General features: G+C 40.8%; 11 protein-coding genes, 6 rRNA genes and 1 pseudogene. 10 read left to right on the top strand and 8 right to left on the bottom strand.

Going from position 1 to position 22,280, the window contains the following annotated elements; translation table 11 throughout:
* Positions 1-72 precede the first annotated feature (72 nt).
* On the top strand, positions 73-864 hold the full coding sequence (locus LCF45_RS01705) for a sulfotransferase family 2 domain-containing protein (RefSeq protein WP_002124863.1): 792 nt from the start codon (positions 73-75) through the stop codon (positions 862-864).
* A 93-nt stretch (positions 865-957) separates the two neighbouring features.
* On the opposite strand, the gene LCF45_RS01700 is transcribed toward LCF45_RS01705, so the two are convergent.
* From LCF45_RS01700 to LCF45_RS01685, 4 genes are all read right to left on the bottom strand, one after another.
* Positions 958-1,878, bottom strand: a complete 921-nt coding sequence (locus LCF45_RS01700) for a DMT family transporter (RefSeq protein ID WP_002124860.1) — start codon at positions 1,876-1,878, stop codon at positions 958-960.
* Positions 1,879-2,238: 360 nt separating this feature from the next.
* Positions 2,239-2,354, bottom strand: a 5S ribosomal RNA gene (gene rrf / locus LCF45_RS01695).
* A 49-nt stretch (positions 2,355-2,403) separates the two neighbouring features.
* Positions 2,404-5,325, bottom strand: a 23S ribosomal RNA gene (locus LCF45_RS01690).
* Between the two features lie 146 nt (positions 5,326-5,471).
* A 16S ribosomal RNA gene (locus tag LCF45_RS01685) occupies positions 5,472-7,023 on the bottom strand.
* The 16S, 23S and 5S rRNA genes sit together here, the layout of an rRNA operon.
* A gap of 558 nt (positions 7,024-7,581) precedes the next feature.
* On the opposite strand from LCF45_RS01685, the gene LCF45_RS01680 reads away from it, so the two are divergent.
* From LCF45_RS01680 to LCF45_RS01650, 7 genes and pseudogenes are all read left to right on the top strand, one after another.
* Complete coding sequence (locus LCF45_RS01680) at positions 7,582-8,295, top strand: response regulator transcription factor (protein WP_002170136.1); 714 nt, start codon at positions 7,582-7,584, stop codon at positions 8,293-8,295.
* Positions 8,285-9,298, top strand: a complete 1,014-nt coding sequence (locus tag LCF45_RS01675; protein ID WP_263894461.1) for a sensor histidine kinase — start codon at positions 8,285-8,287, stop codon at positions 9,296-9,298. Before LCF45_RS01680 ends, LCF45_RS01675 begins: the two co-directional genes overlap by 11 nt.
* A 68-nt stretch (positions 9,299-9,366) precedes the next feature.
* Positions 9,367-10,296 carry an ABC transporter ATP-binding protein gene (locus LCF45_RS01670; RefSeq protein WP_263894460.1) on the top strand — a complete coding sequence of 310 codons (930 nt, stop codon included), beginning with the start codon at positions 9,367-9,369 and terminating at the stop codon, positions 10,294-10,296.
* Positions 10,289-11,026, top strand: coding sequence for an ABC transporter permease (locus LCF45_RS01665; RefSeq protein WP_078207067.1), 738 nt, complete (start codon positions 10,289-10,291; stop codon positions 11,024-11,026). Before LCF45_RS01670 ends, LCF45_RS01665 begins: the two co-directional genes overlap by 8 nt.
* A 17-nt stretch (positions 11,027-11,043) precedes the next feature.
* A complete protein-coding gene (gene bacA / locus LCF45_RS01660) occupies positions 11,044-11,841 on the top strand; it encodes an undecaprenyl-diphosphate phosphatase (protein ID WP_002124850.1) in 798 nt (265 codons plus the stop codon).
* A gap of 424 nt (positions 11,842-12,265) precedes the next feature.
* Positions 12,266-12,466: pseudogene (locus LCF45_RS01655) on the top strand (peptidase M20); the annotation flags it as partial.
* Positions 12,467-12,493: 27 nt separating this feature from the next.
* Positions 12,494-12,952 (top strand): ASCH domain-containing protein, encoded by a 459-nt coding sequence (locus tag LCF45_RS01650; RefSeq protein ID WP_002124849.1) that lies wholly within the window; start codon positions 12,494-12,496, stop codon positions 12,950-12,952.
* A gap of 151 nt (positions 12,953-13,103) precedes the next feature.
* Here the strand turns inward: LCF45_RS01650 and rrf (LCF45_RS01645) are convergent.
* The 3 genes from rrf (LCF45_RS01645) to LCF45_RS01635 all read right to left on the bottom strand — a co-directional run bounded on the left by rrf (LCF45_RS01645) (position 13,104) and on the right by LCF45_RS01635 (position 17,888).
* A 5S ribosomal RNA gene (gene rrf, locus LCF45_RS01645) occupies positions 13,104-13,219 on the bottom strand.
* Positions 13,220-13,268: 49 nt separating this feature from the next.
* Positions 13,269-16,190, bottom strand: a 23S ribosomal RNA gene (locus tag LCF45_RS01640).
* A gap of 146 nt (positions 16,191-16,336) precedes the next feature.
* Positions 16,337-17,888, bottom strand: a 16S ribosomal RNA gene (locus LCF45_RS01635).
* A 516-nt stretch (positions 17,889-18,404) separates the two neighbouring features.
* On the opposite strand from LCF45_RS01635, the gene LCF45_RS01630 reads away from it, so the two are divergent.
* Both LCF45_RS01630 and LCF45_RS01625 read left to right on the top strand, forming a co-directional pair.
* Positions 18,405-20,336 carry a glycosyltransferase gene (locus tag LCF45_RS01630; RefSeq protein WP_263894459.1) on the top strand — a complete coding sequence of 644 codons (1,932 nt, stop codon included), beginning with the start codon at positions 18,405-18,407 and terminating at the stop codon, positions 20,334-20,336.
* A gap of 65 nt (positions 20,337-20,401) precedes the next feature.
* Positions 20,402-21,178: a class I SAM-dependent methyltransferase gene (locus LCF45_RS01625; protein ID WP_059038016.1), complete on the top strand. Its 777-nt coding sequence runs from the start codon at positions 20,402-20,404 to the stop codon at positions 21,176-21,178.
* A gap of 40 nt (positions 21,179-21,218) precedes the next feature.
* On the opposite strand, the gene LCF45_RS01620 is transcribed toward LCF45_RS01625, so the two are convergent.
* Positions 21,219-22,163 (bottom strand): NAD-dependent epimerase/dehydratase family protein, encoded by a 945-nt coding sequence (locus LCF45_RS01620; protein WP_033708635.1) that lies wholly within the window; start codon positions 22,161-22,163, stop codon positions 21,219-21,221.
* Between the last annotated feature and the right edge of the window lie 117 nt (positions 22,164-22,280).

Genomic DNA, 22,280 nt, shown 5'->3' with positions numbered 1-22,280 from the left:
TCCAAACACTCATACCTCATCTTTATTTTACATATGTATATATAATCAAGATACATGAAAGGAGTGCATCAATTGTTGGATCCTTCCTTATTACACATCATTAGTACTAATGCAAGAAGCCCACACTATCATAGAAACTTTCCTCTCATTCTATTTTGGAGTCAAAAAAGTGGTTGTACTTCCCTTGCTAAGTGGTTTTTTTACCAGATTGATTTATTACAAACAGCTTTAAACTATCACCCCTTCATCCATAATTTCGAATATGAAATATACAAAAGTACACCGGCCTATAATATACGGCTGAGTGTAGCACTACGAGATAAACAAAAGGAAACTTTCAAACTGGTTCGCAATCCGTTTAAAAGAGCAGTCAGTTCTTTCGTGTCCTTAATTGCACCTCCTTATGTAGAAAATGAAGAATGGAAACCCATTCGAAAGTTTTTATATCAAAATGAAAATTCTCCTAAAGGAATCTCATTCAAACAATTTTTATACTACCTATTTACTAAAGGTGCTCATGCAAATGATATTAACGCTCACTTTACACAACAATATATAGCAGGTGAAGAAGAGTATGTAACCAATTATATATACTTAGAAAATTTCGATCAGGAAATGAAAGAATTAGAAAAACGTTTCGAATTAAAACCTGCACCGATAAATGAGTTTTCAACATCATGGCATCATCAAACCCCTGCCATGATTTATAAAGGGAATTTCAGCGATGCCGATATTACTGATCCTTTATTCCCTCGTCACCCGACTTTTGAAAGCTTTTATGATGATGAATGTATACAGCTCGTCAAAACAATATTTCAAAAAGATTTCGATACATATAGATATAACAAAGAATATCCCTACTAATTTAAGTCCATTATCTTCGCTAAATATAAAAAGATACCTTATACATATATATGAGGTATCTTTTTAACATTTAAACTATATAAAACATACAATTTAACAGTCCCTACTATCCATTTTATTACCCTTTAATAGATTACGTAACTTTTGCTTATCCGCCCATCCTACTCCAATTAAAACTAGACTCCCTCCCATTATTATCTTCCATGTCAGAGATTCATTTAATAGGATAATTGAAGTAATGATACTTATTAACGGCAATCCATTTAAGTACAGTCCACTTATTGATGCTGAGACCGTCTCTAGCGCTTTATTCCAGAACCAATATGCTAAAATTGTTGCCCCAATAACAAGGTATACTACACTAAATCCAATCTTCCATGTTTCGATTTTTGGGAAACCGTAGTAAAAAATTTCTATCATTGCAAATGGCAACACAATAGCTGCACCTATCATTAGTGTTACTGTAGTGAAAACTTTATTAGATAAACGTCGTTCTTGTTTTGGCCGTTTTAACAAAACTGTGTAGAACGCAAATAAAAAGGTACTTAATAAAATAAGTATATCTCCTATTAAAGACACCTCTTGATTAGTATCGCTAGATGGAATTGTAATAAAGAGCACTCCTATAGCGCCCAACATAATTCCGATCCAATAATCCATCTGAATTTTCTCTTTCAGAAAGAACGCTGAAAAAAGAATTGTAACTAATGGCAATGCAGCATCAATAATACTAACATGTAATCCACTTGTTAAAGAAATACCATAGGATGTGAACATAAAGTACCCAGCTACACCAGTAAAAGACAGTAAACTCATTCTTTTCCACGGAATATGTTTATGTATAACTACTTTTTGTAGTTCGTTAAATGAGAAAAGCATACAAATCCCACCCGCAAAGAAAAGACGAATAAATAACAAAGTAAACGGTTGAATGGATTCTAATGCCCATTTCGTTGGTGCAATGGCTGTTCCCCATAATATAACAGCCACTAATAACATGCATATTTCTTTCATAATCCCCCACCCCCATCAAAAAATATATGTTAACTACCTTAATTATAGATTTTTTCTTAGGTAAAATCCTTTAAAACCACAAAAAGGTTATGCGAAAAATAGCCATCCAGCTCTTTTTTACATAACCTTTTCATATTAAATCAAAACATTATTGTTCATTCGACAACTAAATTAACATAAAAAGGCAATCCTTACCTTCAATTTATATTTAAACGTATTACTTTATCATCCGAATTTTATTTTATACCGTTTCTATTTCATTCTTTTTTTCATCTTCAGGGTTATTAAATTTATGGATTTTAACCTTCGGTAAATAAAAATAAACACAAAAAAACCTAAGTCGAAACGACTTAGGTTTTTGCTTGGCGACGTCCTACTCTCACAGGGACAAGGTCCCAACTACCATCGGCGCTAGAGAGCTTAACTTCCGTGTTCGGTATGGGAACGGGTGTGACCTCTCTGCCATCATCACCAAACTGATGAAGGTATATTCCTTCAAAACTAGATAACATTGCTTCATATTATATGGTTAAGTCCTCGATCTATTAGTATTCGTCAGCTCCACATGTCACCATGCTTCCACCTCGAACCTATCAACCTGATCATCTTTCAGGGATCTTACTAGCTTACGCTATGGGAAATCTCATCTTGAGGGGGGCTTCATGCTTAGATGCTTTCAGCACTTATCCCTTCCGCACATAGCTACCCAGCTATGCCCTTGGCAGAACAACTGGTACACCAGCGGTGCGTCCATCCCGGTCCTCTCGTACTAAGGACAGCTCCTCTCAAATTTCCTGCGCCCACGACGGATAGGGACCGAACTGTCTCACGACGTTCTGAACCCAGCTCGCGTACCGCTTTAATGGGCGAACAGCCCAACCCTTGGGACCGACTACAGCCCCAGGATGCGATGAGCCGACATCGAGGTGCCAAACCTCCCCGTCGATGTGGACTCTTGGGGGAGATAAGCCTGTTATCCCCGGGGTAGCTTTTATCCGTTGAGCGATGGCCCTTCCATGCGGAACCACCGGATCACTAAGCCCGACTTTCGTCCCTGCTCGACTTGTAGGTCTCGCAGTCAAGCTCCCTTATGCCTTTGCACTCTACGAATGATTTCCAACCATTCTGAGGGAACCTTTGGGCGCCTCCGTTACACTTTAGGAGGCGACCGCCCCAGTCAAACTGCCCACCTGACACTGTCTCCCGGGTCGATAAGACCCGTAGGTTAGAATTTCAATACAGTCAGGGCGGTATCCCACCAGCGCCTCCACCGAAGCTAGCGCTCCGGTTTCAATGGCTCCCGCCTATCCTGTACAAACTGTACCAAAATTCAATATCAGGCTACAGTAAAGCTCCACGGGGTCTTTCCGTCCTGTCGCGGGTAACCTGCATCTTCACAGGTACTATAATTTCACCGAGTCTCTGGTTGAGACAGTGCCCAAATCGTTACACCTTTCGTGCGGGTCGGAACTTACCCGACAAGGAATTTCGCTACCTTAGGACCGTTATAGTTACGGCCGCCGTTTACTGGGGCTTCAGTTCAGAGCTTCGCTTACGCTAACCCCTCTCCTTAACCTTCCAGCACCGGGCAGGTGTCAGCCCCTATACTTCGCCTTACGGCTTCGCAGAGACCTGTGTTTTTGCTAAACAGTCGCTTGGGCCTATTCACTGCGGCTTTCCGTTAAGAAAGCACCCCTTCTCCCGAAGTTACGGGGTCATTTTGCCGAGTTCCTTAACCAGAGTTCTCTCGCACACCTTAGGATTCTCTCCTCGCCTACCTGTGTCGGTTTGCGGTACAGGCACCTTTTATCTCGCTAGAAGCTTTTCTTGGCAGCGGGGAATCAAAGACTTCGCTCCATAAGGAGCTTCCCCATCACAGCTCAGCCTTCACGATAAGCGGATTTGCCTACTTATCAGCCTAACTGCTTGGACGTGCACAACCAATCGCACGCTTCTTCTATCCTTCTGCGTCCCTCCATTGCTCAAACGATAAAGAGGTGGTACAGGAATATCAACCTGTTGTCCATCGCCTACGCCTGTCGGCCTCGGCTTAGGTCCTGACTAACCCTGAGCGGACGAGCCTTCCTCAGGAAACCTTAGGCATTCGGTGGACGGGATTCTCACCCGTCTTTCGCTACTCATACCGGCATTCTCACTTCTAAGCGCTCCACCAGTCCTTCCGGTCTGACTTCACTGCACTTAGAACGCTCCCCTACCACTGATACCATTGGTATCAATTCGCAGCTTCGGTGGTGTATTTAGCCCCGGTACATTTTCGGCGCAGAGTCACTCGACTAGTGAGCTATTACGCACTCTTTAAATGGTGGCTGCTTCTGAGCCAACATCCTAGTTGTCTAAGCAACTCCACATCCTTTTCCACTTAATACACACTTTGGGACCTTAGCTGGCGATCTGGGCTGTTTCCCTCTTGACTACGGATCTTATCACTCGCAGTCTGACTCCTAAGGATAAGTCATTGGCATTCGGAGTTTGACTGAATTCGGTAATCCGATGAGGACCCCTAGTTCAATCAGTGCTCTACCTCCAAGACTCTTACACTTAAGGCTAGCCCTAAAGCTATTTCGGGGAGAACCAGCTATCTCCAGGTTCGATTGGAATTTCTCCGCTACCCACACCTCATCCCCGCACTTTTCAACGTGCGTGGGTTCGGGCCTCCATTCAGTGTTACCTGAACTTCACCCTGGACATGGGTAGATCACCTGGTTTCGGGTCTACGACCACGTACTAAACGCCCTATTCAGACTCGCTTTCGCTGCGGCTCCGCCTCTTCAGCTTAACCTCGCACGGGATCGTAACTCGCCGGTTCATTCTACAAAAGGCACGCCATCACCCATTAACGGGCTCTGACTATTTGTAGGCACACGGTTTCAGGATCTCTTTCACTCCCCTTCCGGGGTGCTTTTCACCTTTCCCTCACGGTACTGGTTCACTATCGATCACTAGGGAGTATTTAGCCTTGGGAGATGGTCCTCCCAGATTCCGACGGAATTTCACGTGTTCCGCCGTACTCAGGATACATTCAAGAGAGAACGAAGTTTCGACTACGGGGTTGTTACCCTCTGTGACGGACCTTTCCAGGTCGCTTCGTCTACCTCGTTCCTTTGTAACTCCGTATAGAATGTCCTACAACCCCAAGAGGCAAGCCTCTTGGTTTGGGCTAGATTCCGTTTCGCTCGCCGCTACTCAGGAAATCGCATTTGCTTTCTCTTCCTCCAGGTACTTAGATGTTTCAGTTCCCTGGGTCTGTCTTCCATACCCTATGTATTCAGGTAAGGATACCATACCATTACGTATAGTGGGTTTCCCCATTCGGAAATCTTCGGATCAAAGCTTACTTACAGCTCCCCGAAGCATATCGGCGTTAGTCCCGTCCTTCATCGACTCCTAGTGTCAAGGCATCCACCGTGCGCCCTTTCTAACTTAACCAAACTAAAATTAAAAAAATATGAGCTACACTGTTATCTAGTTTTCAAAGAACATACATTTAAACTTGAGAGATAGTTCTCTCAAAACTGAACGAAACAAAACAAGTCAACGTTTATTGATGAACTGCGTTCATCAATTCTCCATAGAAAGGAGGTGATCCAGCCGCACCTTCCGATACGGCTACCTTGTTACGACTTCACCCCAATCATCTGTCCCACCTTAGGCGGCTGGCTCCATAAAGGTTACCCCACCGACTTCGGGTGTTACAAACTCTCGTGGTGTGACGGGCGGTGTGTACAAGGCCCGGGAACGTATTCACCGCGGCATGCTGATCCGCGATTACTAGCGATTCCAGCTTCATGTAGGCGAGTTGCAGCCTACAATCCGAACTGAGAACGGTTTTATGAGATTAGCTCCACCTCGCGGTCTTGCAGCTCTTTGTACCGTCCATTGTAGCACGTGTGTAGCCCAGGTCATAAGGGGCATGATGATTTGACGTCATCCCCACCTTCCTCCGGTTTGTCACCGGCAGTCACCTTAGAGTGCCCAACTTAATGATGGCAACTAAGATCAAGGGTTGCGCTCGTTGCGGGACTTAACCCAACATCTCACGACACGAGCTGACGACAACCATGCACCACCTGTCACTCTGCTCCCGAAGGAGAAGCTCTATCTCTAGAGTTTTCAGAGGATGTCAAGACCTGGTAAGGTTCTTCGCGTTGCTTCGAATTAAACCACATGCTCCACCGCTTGTGCGGGCCCCCGTCAATTCCTTTGAGTTTCAGCCTTGCGGCCGTACTCCCCAGGCGGAGTGCTTAATGCGTTAACTTCAGCACTAAAGGGCGGAAACCCTCTAACACTTAGCACTCATCGTTTACGGCGTGGACTACCAGGGTATCTAATCCTGTTTGCTCCCCACGCTTTCGCGCCTCAGTGTCAGTTACAGACCAGAAAGTCGCCTTCGCCACTGGTGTTCCTCCATATCTCTACGCATTTCACCGCTACACATGGAATTCCACTTTCCTCTTCTGCACTCAAGTCTCCCAGTTTCCAATGACCCTCCACGGTTGAGCCGTGGGCTTTCACATCAGACTTAAGAAACCACCTGCGCGCGCTTTACGCCCAATAATTCCGGATAACGCTTGCCACCTACGTATTACCGCGGCTGCTGGCACGTAGTTAGCCGTGGCTTTCTGGTTAGGTACCGTCAAGGTGCCAGCTTATTCAACTAGCACTTGTTCTTCCCTAACAACAGAGTTTTACGACCCGAAAGCCTTCATCACTCACGCGGCGTTGCTCCGTCAGACTTTCGTCCATTGCGGAAGATTCCCTACTGCTGCCTCCCGTAGGAGTCTGGGCCGTGTCTCAGTCCCAGTGTGGCCGATCACCCTCTCAGGTCGGCTACGCATCGTCGCCTTGGTGAGCCGTTACCTCACCAACTAGCTAATGCGACGCGGGTCCATCCATAAGTGACAGCCGAAGCCGCCTTTCAATTTCGAACTATGCAGTTCAAAATATTATCCGGTATTAGCCCCGGTTTCCCGGAGTTATCCCAGTCTTATGGGTAGGTTACCCACGTGTTACTCACCCGTCCGCCGCTAACTTCATAAGAGCAAGCTCTTAATCCATTCGCTCGACTTGCATGTATTAGGCACGCCGCCAGCGTTCATCCTGAGCCAGGATCAAACTCTCCAATAAAGTTAGTTTGTCTAGCATCTAAAAATAAAAATTGACGTTCACGTTGTTTGTTTCGTTCAGTTTTCAAAGAACTTGTTTGCCGCTCATTTGCGACTCCCTTATGTTAACATTTTCATATTTCAATGTCAACCAAGTTTTTTTATTTCTTTTGTCGCTTTCTGCGTTGTTGCTATCGGCGACTTGTCCTATACTACACCTCTATATACTAATCGTCAATACCTTTTTACAAAGAAATTTAATTTAGTACCTTTGCACTCTTTTAACTCTAGATAAGGACCTACAAAGATCTCATTAAAATAGAAACCATCGTCTACTTTTCTTTACCAATCTATTCTTCTAAATACTATTCAATTTAGGCACTTCTCTATTTCAAAGGACTCGCTTCCCCCATCTTACCGAACTCATACAATTGATTCTTTTCAGCTAAACTAGCAACCTTATTTTAACAATTAATAGTATATAATTAGAAAGTTGCTTTATTTTTTATTACCGCTCCCTATTCCCCTTTGTTTATCAAGTTGTAATATCAATAACATTCTATTAGAAACAGGTGACGATATGAAAGATATACGTATTCTTATAGCAGATGACGATAAAGAAATTCGAGACTTATTAAAAAGATATTTAGAACGAGAATTATATATGGTAGATACTGCAATTAATGGCGAAGAAGCGTTGTGCTTATTTAACAAAAATAACTACAACCTCGTTATATTAGATCTTATGATGCCGAAAGTAGATGGTATCGAAGTGTGTAGAAAACTTAGAGATACAACCAACATTCCTATATTAATGCTAACTGCTAAAGATCACGAAGTTGATAAAATTTTGGGCTTAAGCATAGGTGCTGATGATTATATTACGAAACCTTTCAGTATTCACGAAGTGGTTGCAAGAGTAAAAGCTCTTATGCGACGTTTTTTAGTTCTTGGAAGTAACACTAACGTACAAGAGAAAACAGCTTTAACATTTAAAGGACTAACTATCGATTTTAAAAAATACACAGTCCATACGAACGGAAAAGAAATCAACTTAACTGGAAAAGAACTTGAACTATTAAAATTCTTCGCTTCAAACCCAGAGCAAGTATTTACGAAAACACAACTCTTTCGGAATGTATGGGACGATAATTATATAGAAGATGATAATACAGTTATGGTGCATATTAGAAAGCTTAGAAAGAAAATAGAAATCGATTCTTCCAATCCAAAATTCATTCAGACTGTATGGGGAATCGGTTATAAGTTTGTAGGTGAAAAGGTTGAAAAATGATAAGATCCTCATTCTTATTTCATTACAACTTATCATTTGCGGACTTTTAAATATAGATATGGGATACCATGTAAAAATATCTTTATTTATTGCTCTTATCATAATCACAATATATCTTTTCTTTTCAAGAGTTCACTTTATTCAAAGCAACGAATCGATGGTTACTAAATTAGGCCTTGCACTTAAAGGGAATTTACAAACGAGGCTATTCACAAATAACGACCGTTCACTAAATAGTATCGTGTTTTCAATAAACGACTTAATAACTGCATTAGAAAAGGGTCAGATCGAAGCAAGGAAATCCCAAGAAGCTAGAAAACAACTTTTATCTAATATCTCACATGATATCCGAACACCACTTACTTCTATTATTGGATATATTGATGCTTTAAAAGATGATGTCGCTGCTTCTGAAGTAGAAAAGCAAGAATATCTTGAAATACTTTATAAGAAATCGAATGACTTAAAACATCTGGTCGATGAAATCTTTAATATGGCCAAGCTAGATGCTGATGAATTTCCATTAAAAGAAGAAGAACTCGATTTTTCTGAAGTTACTAGAGAAGTATTAATCGAATTTTTACCCGAGCTATCAAAACATAACATTGAACTACAAGTTCTCATACCAGAATCTACTTCCCCTATTATTGCAGATCACCTTAGCCTTATACGAATTATAGGTAATCTAATAAAAAACGCTATCCATCACGGAAAAGCTGGGAAAATAGTAGGAGTCGAACTACTAGAAACCAATACAGAATATGAGCTTCTTATTTGGGACAAGGGACCCGGTATTCCAAAACATGATTTACAAAACGTATTTAAGCGGATGTACCGCAGCGAACAATCAAGAAATCCTTCTTACGGTGGTAGTGGCCTCGGACTTTCTATTTCTAAAGCCCTCGTTGAAAAAAATGGTGGGCGCATATGGGTTGACAGTATTCCCTGGGAACGAACTACTTTTGGTTTTTCCATCCCAAAACACACTACTTTTAAGAAATAGTTAAGAAATGATTAATATGCAGTTAAACCTTCCTTTTTATTATGTAATTAAGAACTTATAGAAAGTAGGTGCCCCCTATAAATACAATTATAAAAACGACAAACCTTACTAAAGTTTATGGGAACCAAAAGTCAGTAGATAATCTAAATATAAATGTACAGCAAGGAGAGATTTATGGATTCATAGGGCGTAACGGTGCTGGTAAAACAACTACAATCCGTATGCTGCTTAGTCTTATAAAACCTACAAGTGGAAATATAGAAATATTCGGTGAGGATTTACTTCGGAATCCAAAAGAAATTTTAAGAAGAATTGGTTCTATCGTTGAAGTCCCAGGATTTTATGAAAACTTAACTGCAAGAGAGAACTTATTAATTAATGCAAAGATAATTGGAGTTCACAAAAGGAATGCAATTGAAGAAGCATTAGAAATTGTAGGCTTGCAGCACGAAACAAAAAAATTAGTAGGAAAATACTCTTTAGGAATGAAGCAACGCTTAGGAATTGCACGTGCTCTTCTCCATTATCCTGAACTACTCATACTAGATGAACCAACTAACGGACTAGATCCAATCGGTATTAAAGAAATGCGAAAACTCATTAAATCTTTAGCTCAAGACAGAAATATAACGATACTCATTTCTAGTCATATATTAGCTGAGGCGGAACAACTAGTCGATCGTATGGGAATTATTCATGAAGGAAGGTTATTAGAAGAAGTTTCTCTTGATACACTGCGTAAAGCCAATCGTAAGTACATAGAATTCCAGGTAAATAATGATAATAAAGCTGCGATGCTATTAGAAAAGCATTTTCAAATTTTTGATTATGAGGTACATGATGAAGGAAATATTCGCGTTTATTCTCACTTTGGACAGCAAGGACACATTAATAGAACGTTAGTTCGTAATGATGTTGAAGTATTAAAAATTGTGATGAGCGAAGATAGACTAGAAGATTATTTCACCAAACTAGTTGGGGGTGGCGCAATTGGTTAATCTTCTTTATACAGAATTATTAAAATTGAAACGATCCAATATGTTTTTGATTAGTATTATCGGAGCAGGTGTCGCGCCATTTTTAGTGGTTGTAGCTTCTTATATACACATGAAGACAAAGCAACCTACTCCAACTATTTTATTAGGTCAACTGTTCACTGAAGTTAACCTATACACTACTTTAATTATAGGATTCCCCTTATATGGAGTTGTGATCGCTTATCTATTTACCCGTGAATACACGGAAGATACATTAAAAAATTTGCTAACTATCCCAGTATCACGTATTAGCTTTATTATAAGTAAGTTTATCCTTCTATTCCTTTGGATCATGATGCTAACTTTAGTTGCTTGGACGCTAACTTTATTATTAGGGCTAATAGGTAGCTTCCCTGGGTTTAGTATCACCTTACTTTTAGGCTCTCTCATAAAATTTTTAATATGTGGTGGACTTCTCTTTCTTTTGTCTTCACCTATTGTACTACTAACTCTTGTAATGAAGACCTATGTACCGCCTATTATATTAACAATCATTATTACAATGACTAACCTTATGATCGTAAATTCAAAACATAAAGACCTATTCCCATGGACCGCTACTCTAGATATAGCAAATAACGAATTACAACCGACTTATCCATCAGAGTATTCTTATATCATCATTGCAGTAACAGCGATTTTCGGATTTATTACAACACTATTCTATTTTAAAAGGGTGGATATTCATTAATTTATAGGAGTGAAACTATGAGCGATCTTATCATTGCCTTCATACTTGGTATTGTAGAAGGGTTAGCTGAATTTTTACCCATCTCTTCTACTGGCCATCTTATATTAGTCGGACATTTATTAGGTTTTGAAGGAGAAAGGGCAAAAACGTTTGAAATTGTCATACAGTTAGGGGCAATTTTAGCTATCGCGATTTTATATCATAAACGCCTTGTTTCTTTATGTAATATTAAACCCCTTCTACGGAAAGAGAAAAAATTCAATGCATTACATGTTTTTCTCGGTGTATTCCCAGCAGTAGTTGTTGGCCTATTATTACATGATGTTATTAAAACATACTTATTTCAGCCGTATACTGTCGTAATCGGACTTGTAGCAGGAGCAATTCTTATGATTTTTGCAGAAGCAAAAAAAGCAGAGGCAACCGCCTTTTCACTAGATGATTTAACATACCGTCAAGCATTAACAATTGGATTATTTCAATGCTTAGCAGTATATCCTGGCTTCTCTAGAGCGGGCTCTACTATTTCTGGAGGGCTATTAGCAAAAGTAAATTATAAGGCTGCATCTGAGTTCTCTTTTCTCATTGCCATTCCTGTAATGGCCGGAGCTACAGGGTTAGACTTATTAAAAAGTTGGAAGTATTTAAGTGTAGATGATATTCCTATGTTTGCGGTAGGATTCATTACCTCTTTTCTTGTAGCAATGCTAGCGGTAGTAACCTTCCTGAAGCTTTTAGAAAAGATAGGTTTAAAACCTTTTGCATATTATCGTATTTTGTTAGCCATTGTATTTACACTTTTCGTATTGCTATAGCTTCATATAAGTCACATATTATTAAACCGATATTCAAGGAATATCGGTTTTTATCTATTTCAACTCTAGTATTACTCACTTCAATATGGCATAGTGGATAATAGATCAATATTAATAATCAGAATATTCTTTACCTCTAAACAACACTTCATTAAAATATGTAACGTTAAAAGCTATATTTGAAATCCGAACCTAGTAATAGCATTTCTTCTTTATACACATATACTGAAGTGAAAATAAGCACCTCAATTGATTGAGTCTACCCATTACACCACGATAGAACTAACGTTCTCATCCCTTTGCTATACATCACTTCTTCCTTGTTTCTATATTTATGGAAGCGAAGTACGTGTAGGTGATCGGGCATTGACCCTAACTTTATTGCAGCCCAAATCACAAATAGACTACATAACAACTATATCCATTACCATACGAAACAATTCGAAAATTGAACATCCCGTCTATTAATATGGGCGTCTACGGGGAAAATGGTCATAAATGGACAGAACAAGTTTATAAACCATATTCCTTCAGCGTATTACTTGTATTAATCCGTAATACAACAAACCAGATTTTATATGACTACAAAACTATTACAAATAAGCAAGTTGCTCAAGGCTTATAAAAAAATTAAAGCGAGGTAAATATACAAATGAATCCATTAGCACAATCATATTGGGATACTTATTGGGGAAACAATAAAAAACCAGAATCTGTTACAGCTTGGCAATTTGGTGATTCTCCTGATTATCTCGCTCAATTAGTCATTGATGGTGTGAAAACCGCAACATGCTCGGGCCATATTTTTTACGAATTAGAAAATGAACCACTACCAACAACTAACGATTATAGTATTGTACTCAATAGTCAGGATGAACCTGTAGCTATTATTAAGACAATAGAAGTAACTATAATGCCAATGAATGAAGTGACTGAAGAATTTGCTGTAGCTGAGGGTGAAGGCGATCTTACTTATAATTACTGGAGAGACACCCATATACAGTTCTTTACAAAGGAACTAAGCGAACTTGGTCTTAGTTTTTCTGAAGATATGCTGCTCGTTTGCGAACGTTTTAAGCTTATCGATGTAAAAAACAAAGTGAAGCTATGATAAATAACGATTTTACCGGAAGTCCATACTAGATAAATACATTTATTTTTAAACAAATAAGCTTGTTATCAATGGATTTCTTGAGCCATTAATAACAAGCTTATTTCATTAAACACAAAAAAGACGAGTCATTCTGACTCGTCTTAAAGTTGCTTGGCGACGTCCTACTCTCACAGGGACAAGGTCCCAACTACCATCGGCGCTAGAGAGCTTAACTTCCGTGTTCGGTATGGGAACGGGTGTGACCTCTCTGCCATCATCACCAAACTGATGAAGGTATATTCCTTCAAAACTAGATAACATTGCTTCATATTATATGGTTAAGTCCTCGATCTATTAGTATTCGTCAGCTCCACATGTCACCATGCTTCCACCTCGAACCTATCAACCTGATCATCTTTCAGGGATCTTACTAGCTTACGCTATGGGAAATCTCATCTTGAGGGGGGCTTCATGCTTAGATGCTTTCAGCACTTATCCCTTCCGCACATAGCTACCCAGCTATGCCCTTGGCAGAACAACTGGTACACCAGCGGTGCGTCCATCCCGGTCCTCTCGTACTAAGGACAGCTCCTCTCAAATTTCCTGCGCCCACGACGGATAGGGACCGAACTGTCTCACGACGTTCTGAACCCAGCTCGCGTACCGCTTTAATGGGCGAACAGCCCAACCCTTGGGACCGACTACAGCCCCAGGATGCGATGAGCCGACATCGAGGTGCCAAACCTCCCCGTCGATGTGGACTCTTGGGGGAGATAAGCCTGTTATCCCCGGGGTAGCTTTTATCCGTTGAGCGATGGCCCTTCCATGCGGAACCACCGGATCACTAAGCCCGACTTTCGTCCCTGCTCGACTTGTAGGTCTCGCAGTCAAGCTCCCTTATGCCTTTGCACTCTACGAATGATTTCCAACCATTCTGAGGGAACCTTTGGGCGCCTCCGTTACACTTTAGGAGGCGACCGCCCCAGTCAAACTGCCCACCTGACACTGTCTCCCGGGTCGATAAGACCCGTAGGTTAGAATTTCAATACAGTCAGGGCGGTATCCCACCAGCGCCTCCACCGAAGCTAGCGCTCCGGTTTCAATGGCTCCCGCCTATCCTGTACAAACTGTACCAAAATTCAATATCAGGCTACAGTAAAGCTCCACGGGGTCTTTCCGTCCTGTCGCGGGTAACCTGCATCTTCACAGGTACTATAATTTCACCGAGTCTCTGGTTGAGACAGTGCCCAAATCGTTACACCTTTCGTGCGGGTCGGAACTTACCCGACAAGGAATTTCGCTACCTTAGGACCGTTATAGTTACGGCCGCCGTTTACTGGGGCTTCAGTTCAGAGCTTCGCTTACGCTAACCCCTCTCCTTAACCTTCCAGCACCGGGCAGGTGTCAGCCCCTATACTTCGCCTTACGGCTTCGCAGAGACCTGTGTTTTTGCTAAACAGTCGCTTGGGCCTATTCACTGCGGCTTTCCGTTAAGAAAGCACCCCTTCTCCCGAAGTTACGGGGTCATTTTGCCGAGTTCCTTAACCAGAGTTCTCTCGCACACCTTAGGATTCTCTCCTCGCCTACCTGTGTCGGTTTGCGGTACAGGCACCTTTTATCTCGCTAGAAGCTTTTCTTGGCAGCGGGGAATCAAAGACTTCGCTCCATAAGGAGCTTCCCCATCACAGCTCAGCCTTCACGATAAGCGGATTTGCCTACTTATCAGCCTAACTGCTTGGACGTGCACAACCAATCGCACGCTTCTTCTATCCTTCTGCGTCCCTCCATTGCTCAAACGATAAAGAGGTGGTACAGGAATATCAACCTGTTGTCCATCGCCTACGCCTGTCGGCCTCGGCTTAGGTCCTGACTAACCCTGAGCGGACGAGCCTTCCTCAGGAAACCTTAGGCATTCGGTGGACGGGATTCTCACCCGTCTTTCGCTACTCATACCGGCATTCTCACTTCTAAGCGCTCCACCAGTCCTTCCGGTCTGACTTCACTGCACTTAGAACGCTCCCCTACCACTGATACCATTGGTATCAATTCGCAGCTTCGGTGGTGTATTTAGCCCCGGTACATTTTCGGCGCAGAGTCACTCGACTAGTGAGCTATTACGCACTCTTTAAATGGTGGCTGCTTCTGAGCCAACATCCTAGTTGTCTAAGCAACTCCACATCCTTTTCCACTTAATACACACTTTGGGACCTTAGCTGGCGATCTGGGCTGTTTCCCTCTTGACTACGGATCTTATCACTCGCAGTCTGACTCCTAAGGATAAGTCATTGGCATTCGGAGTTTGACTGAATTCGGTAATCCGATGAGGACCCCTAGTTCAATCAGTGCTCTACCTCCAAGACTCTTACACTTAAGGCTAGCCCTAAAGCTATTTCGGGGAGAACCAGCTATCTCCAGGTTCGATTGGAATTTCTCCGCTACCCACACCTCATCCCCGCACTTTTCAACGTGCGTGGGTTCGGGCCTCCATTCAGTGTTACCTGAACTTCACCCTGGACATGGGTAGATCACCTGGTTTCGGGTCTACGACCACGTACTAAACGCCCTATTCAGACTCGCTTTCGCTGCGGCTCCGCCTCTTCAGCTTAACCTCGCACGGGATCGTAACTCGCCGGTTCATTCTACAAAAGGCACGCCATCACCCATTAACGGGCTCTGACTATTTGTAGGCACACGGTTTCAGGATCTCTTTCACTCCCCTTCCGGGGTGCTTTTCACCTTTCCCTCACGGTACTGGTTCACTATCGATCACTAGGGAGTATTTAGCCTTGGGAGATGGTCCTCCCAGATTCCGACGGAATTTCACGTGTTCCGCCGTACTCAGGATACATTCAAGAGAGAACGAAGTTTCGACTACGGGGTTGTTACCCTCTGTGACGGACCTTTCCAGGTCGCTTCGTCTACCTCGTTCCTTTGTAACTCCGTATAGAATGTCCTACAACCCCAAGAGGCAAGCCTCTTGGTTTGGGCTAGATTCCGTTTCGCTCGCCGCTACTCAGGAAATCGCATTTGCTTTCTCTTCCTCCAGGTACTTAGATGTTTCAGTTCCCTGGGTCTGTCTTCCATACCCTATGTATTCAGGTAAGGATACCATACCATTACGTATAGTGGGTTTCCCCATTCGGAAATCTTCGGATCAAAGCTTACTTACAGCTCCCCGAAGCATATCGGCGTTAGTCCCGTCCTTCATCGACTCCTAGTGTCAAGGCATCCACCGTGCGCCCTTTCTAACTTAACCAAACTAAAATTAAAAAAATATGAGCTACACTGTTATCTAGTTTTCAAAGAACATACATTTAAACTTGAGAGATAGTTCTCTCAAAACTGAACGAAACAAAACAAGTCAACGTTTATTGATGAACTGCGTTCATCAATTCTCCATAGAAAGGAGGTGATCCAGCCGCACCTTCCGATACGGCTACCTTGTTACGACTTCACCCCAATCATCTGTCCCACCTTAGGCGGCTGGCTCCATAAAGGTTACCCCACCGACTTCGGGTGTTACAAACTCTCGTGGTGTGACGGGCGGTGTGTACAAGGCCCGGGAACGTATTCACCGCGGCATGCTGATCCGCGATTACTAGCGATTCCAGCTTCATGTAGGCGAGTTGCAGCCTACAATCCGAACTGAGAACGGTTTTATGAGATTAGCTCCACCTCGCGGTCTTGCAGCTCTTTGTACCGTCCATTGTAGCACGTGTGTAGCCCAGGTCATAAGGGGCATGATGATTTGACGTCATCCCCACCTTCCTCCGGTTTGTCACCGGCAGTCACCTTAGAGTGCCCAACTTAATGATGGCAACTAAGATCAAGGGTTGCGCTCGTTGCGGGACTTAACCCAACATCTCACGACACGAGCTGACGACAACCATGCACCACCTGTCACTCTGCTCCCGAAGGAGAAGCTCTATCTCTAGAGTTTTCAGAGGATGTCAAGACCTGGTAAGGTTCTTCGCGTTGCTTCGAATTAAACCACATGCTCCACCGCTTGTGCGGGCCCCCGTCAATTCCTTTGAGTTTCAGCCTTGCGGCCGTACTCCCCAGGCGGAGTGCTTAATGCGTTAACTTCAGCACTAAAGGGCGGAAACCCTCTAACACTTAGCACTCATCGTTTACGGCGTGGACTACCAGGGTATCTAATCCTGTTTGCTCCCCACGCTTTCGCGCCTCAGTGTCAGTTACAGACCAGAAAGTCGCCTTCGCCACTGGTGTTCCTCCATATCTCTACGCATTTCACCGCTACACATGGAATTCCACTTTCCTCTTCTGCACTCAAGTCTCCCAGTTTCCAATGACCCTCCACGGTTGAGCCGTGGGCTTTCACATCAGACTTAAGAAACCACCTGCGCGCGCTTTACGCCCAATAATTCCGGATAACGCTTGCCACCTACGTATTACCGCGGCTGCTGGCACGTAGTTAGCCGTGGCTTTCTGGTTAGGTACCGTCAAGGTGCCAGCTTATTCAACTAGCACTTGTTCTTCCCTAACAACAGAGTTTTACGACCCGAAAGCCTTCATCACTCACGCGGCGTTGCTCCGTCAGACTTTCGTCCATTGCGGAAGATTCCCTACTGCTGCCTCCCGTAGGAGTCTGGGCCGTGTCTCAGTCCCAGTGTGGCCGATCACCCTCTCAGGTCGGCTACGCATCGTCGCCTTGGTGAGCCGTTACCTCACCAACTAGCTAATGCGACGCGGGTCCATCCATAAGTGACAGCCGAAGCCGCCTTTCAATTTCGAACTATGCAGTTCAAAATATTATCCGGTATTAGCCCCGGTTTCCCGGAGTTATCCCAGTCTTATGGGTAGGTTACCCACGTGTTACTCACCCGTCCGCCGCTAACTTCATAAGAGCAAGCTCTTAATCCATTCGCTCGACTTGCATGTATTAGGCACGCCGCCAGCGTTCATCCTGAGCCAGGATCAAACTCTCCAATAAAGTTAGTTTGTCTAGCATCTAAAAATAAAAATTGACGTTCACGTTGTTTGTTTCGTTCAGTTTTCAAAGAACTTGTTTGCCGCTCATTTGCGACTCCCTTATGTTAACATTTTCATATTTCAATGTCAACTAAGTTTTTCATTTTGTTTTGTCGCTTTCTGCGTTGTTGCTATCGGCGACTTGTTCTATATTACACCTCTATATCCTAATCGTCAATACCTTTTATCCTTTTTATTTTATAAATTCTAAAGGGTATTGAACCTTCTTCATTTATACTCCGTTCCTAGAGATTAATAGACTGGTGCAATCACTTTCATAATCGACAGTTTATACTTTCTTACTTACACCTTTCTAAAGAATGAATAGCAAGCCAAACAAATATATATTAAAGGTAGCACTTTTTATTTCGAGTACATTCCAGCTGCATTCACAATTATCTCCTACCACTTCTCTTTAGGAATTATACATACACCATGCATTTACTAAAAATCTAATTAACTTAGGAGGCGTTATGAAATGCATGTTAATAAGAAGATCATTTATGTATCCCATGATGCCCATTTCCACGGAGCACAGCTGCTTTCTTTACATACTATTAAAGCTCTTAAAGAAAACTTTCATTACTCCGTCGCAATTATTTCTATTGGAACGGGCATTTTAATCCACGATTTTCAAAAGTATGGTCCTGTTTATTGCCTAGAGGAAGACTACCCAACAGAAAAAAGGGTCGAATTATTAATAAAGAAGTTACTATCACAAGACTATACCATCGCCATATGTAGTACCGTCATAAGTGGTGATATAGTTGCATTGCTAGCTAAACACAATATAAAAGTTATTTCATTAATACATGAATTGCCGCATTTAATACAACAGTACTCTGCCGAGGGGAAAGCTAGAAACATTGCCCAGTTTGCTTACAAAATTGTCTTCCCTTCACAGTACGTGTATGAAAAATTCCGTACAATCACCCAATTAGATCATCAAAAATGTCACATCCTCCCTCAAGGCTTGTTTAACCACAATCCTTATAAGAACAATATTGCAAAAGCTAGAAGCGAATTACGAAAAAAACACAACCTGCCTCTAGATAGCAAAATCATTTTAGGAGTAGGTTTCGCTGATCATCGGAAAGGGATAGATTTATTCTCACTTATTGCTTACTCAGTAAGAAAGATTCATACGAATATTCATTTTATCTGGGTCGGGAGAACAGATGTTCATTTCTTTAACACGCTATCCCCAAGATATACAGCACATTTCACATTAGTTGAGCCTACTCCAGATATCGGTTTATATAACGCCGGGGCTGATTTATATTTATTAACTTCAAGAGAAGATCCTTTTCCAAACGTTGTTTTAGAGGCATTAGATACAAAAGTCCCTGTTATAGGGTTTAAAAACGCTGGAGGTTTTGAAGATGTTGTTACGGAACAAACTGGCGCCTTAGTAGACTTTTTAAATTTACCGCAGGTGCTGGAAAGAATATATGAATTTATTGGAGATGAAGAATTACGATTACAAAAGGGGCGCTTTGGCCAAGAGCTTATTGAAAAAGATTTCAACTTTCTTCATTACATTTATCAACTGTTAAACCTACTTGATCATAATTACAAAAAAATAAGCGTAATCATACCGAACTATAATTACGAAAAATACTTATCTGACCGAGTTAAATCCATATTAAACCAAACCTATCCCCTTTACGAACTAATTTTCCTAGACGATGCCTCTACTGACAATAGCGTATCTATATTTGAACAGCTGCTCTCAAACGAAAATAAGCCCCACCTAAAAGTTCAGCAGATTATTAATGATAAAAACTCTGGTTCTGTATTTAAACAATGGATAAAAGGCATCTCTGCAGCAACCGGTGATTATATTTGGATTGCAGAGGCCGATGACTTATGTGATCAGACATTTTTAGAAGAAGTAATACAAGGGTTTCATATAAATGGTGATGTTACCTTAAGCTACACACAATCAAAACAAATAGATGAACAAGGAAATATCCTAGCCAATCATTATTTAGATTACACAAATGATATTGATAAAGAAAAATGGAAAAGTTCTTATTTCCGAAAAGGGATAGATGAAATACAAGATACATTACTTATCAAAAACACCATACCTAATGTCTCAAGTGTAGTTTTTAAAAATATAGATATAAAAACAACAGAAAAACAATTAGAAGAGTTTAAAGTAGCTGGTGATTGGTTTTTCTATGTTTCTATTCTTAAAGAGGGAAACATTTATTTCAATCCAAAACCGCTAAACTATCATAGACGACATACAAATAGCGTAACGAGAACAGAAGATTCATATTCCCATTACAGTGAAGTTGTACAAATGCAGAATTTCATTAAAGAAACCTTTACTATCGATGACATTTCAAAAAAGAAAATGTACACATATAGAAAGTACCTTAAAGCATATTTGAAGATTTAATGATATATTTTCTTCGCCATCAGTATCTCTTGTAAAACGTTACTATCATTTAAGGGGGTTACTCTTTGAAAGAATTTATAGAAGCAAATAAAGATTTGCTTTCTCAAATTGCACACAACTACAATGTAAATGCAAGTATCCATCCAGAGGATCATATCTTTCAATTCCTTGTCACTAATCCAGTCTTCCCATCTAAAAAAGAAGCGATAGATTATTATTTTCAAGATGGGAGAAAATCCGCAGAAACACTCTTAGATTTAATTACTTCCTTTTATCCCCCTATAGACACTCCAATTAAATTATTAGAATTCGCATCCGGATATGGCTGCGTAACACGTCATTTATTAAACCCACAAACGAACTTAAGTATAACTACCTGTGATATACATGAAGAGGCTATTACTTTTATTGAAAACACATTAAATACTTCTTCTATCTTATCTCACCCTGAACCTGAACAAGTAAAATTGGCCTCGTCTACGTATGATATCGTCTTTTGTCTATCCTTTTTTTCTCATATGCCTGATACAACTTGGTTTCGTTGGCTTCAAACATTGTATAATGCTGTTTCTCCTGAAGGCTTACTCATTTTCACAACTCATGGTTATCAAAGTAAAAAGTACTTCAGCTTTCCAGATTTAAATAAACAGGGTTATTGGTTTCTCCCTTCTAGTGAACAATTGGATTTAGATGTTCATCAATACGGGCAAACGATCGTTAGTCCCTCTTACGTATGTGACAAAATTAAATTATTACCCTATAACCCTGTCATCAAAAAATACACTGAAGGTTTTTGGTGGGAACATCAAGACCTTTGGGTAATAAAAAAAGAAATAAAATAATAAACCACGCTCTACTGATACAAAAGTAGGGCATGGCTTATTATTTTTTACTATATAAGAACTCTTCAATCCATAGCTTATTTAATCTAATTCCACTTTTGAAATCTATTTTCGGTTCCCAATTACATTCTCGTCTTACTCTATCTATATTTAAAATGATTTTTTGAACATTTTCTTGCCTTTGTTTATAGCAGGTAAAGTCCACTTTTCTTTCCGTTAATTTCTCCAATTCTACTATAATTCGTTTTAAAGAGAGACCCTTGCCGCTCCCTATGTTATACACACAAGATTTCAAACGATTTAATTGTGATAGTTGTATAGTGATTTCAACTAAATCATCGATATAAATATAATCTCGAATAATCTCTTGTGGATTCCCATATATATTAATCTTTTCATTACTGAGATGCTGATACAAAAAACAATTTATTGCCCCAACTTTCTTTAAAGGATTTTGATATTTTCCATATGGATTAGAATATCTACATACAACATAGTCAATTCCGTATTTTTTCTTATAAAAGTACAAGTAATTTTCAAGCGATACTTTTGTTATTCCATAAGGAGAAAGTGGTTTTAATGGATGTTCCTCATCAATAGGTAAATATTCCGGTTCACCATAAACCGTCCCTCCAGAAGATGCTAATACAATTTTTTTAACAGGAAAATTTTTAACACTTTCCATGAAGTTAAGAAAAAAAAAGCTACTGTTTATATCTCCGAAAACATCTTCAATTGAAGTTGCTACATTAGACGTTGCAGCTAAATAAATAATAATATCCACACTCACTAAAGCTTTATATATATCTTTAACATTCGCTAAATCACCTTTAATAAATTCAACCTCACTTATAATATTTTGAGGGAAATTATTTATATGTCTGGAAAATACTTTTACATTTTGACCTTGTTTCAATAAACCTAATGCGAGGTTTATACCAATGAAACTATTTCCACCTACTATTAAATAATTATTCTTCCTCATAATATCCTCTCTAGTAATAAGATTTTTGCTTATCACACCTAGAAATACAAATAAACGAACTTGGTCACCTCTATTATTCATTCTCTTATAATTGTATGCCCCTTATAAATTTTCATT

This window comes from Bacillus sp. 41-22 (genome assembly GCF_025809295.1).
GTDB lineage: Bacteria > Bacillota > Bacilli > Bacillales > Bacillaceae_G > Bacillus_A > Bacillus_A mycoides.
This window is presented reverse-complemented; position numbering and strand designations above follow the sequence as displayed.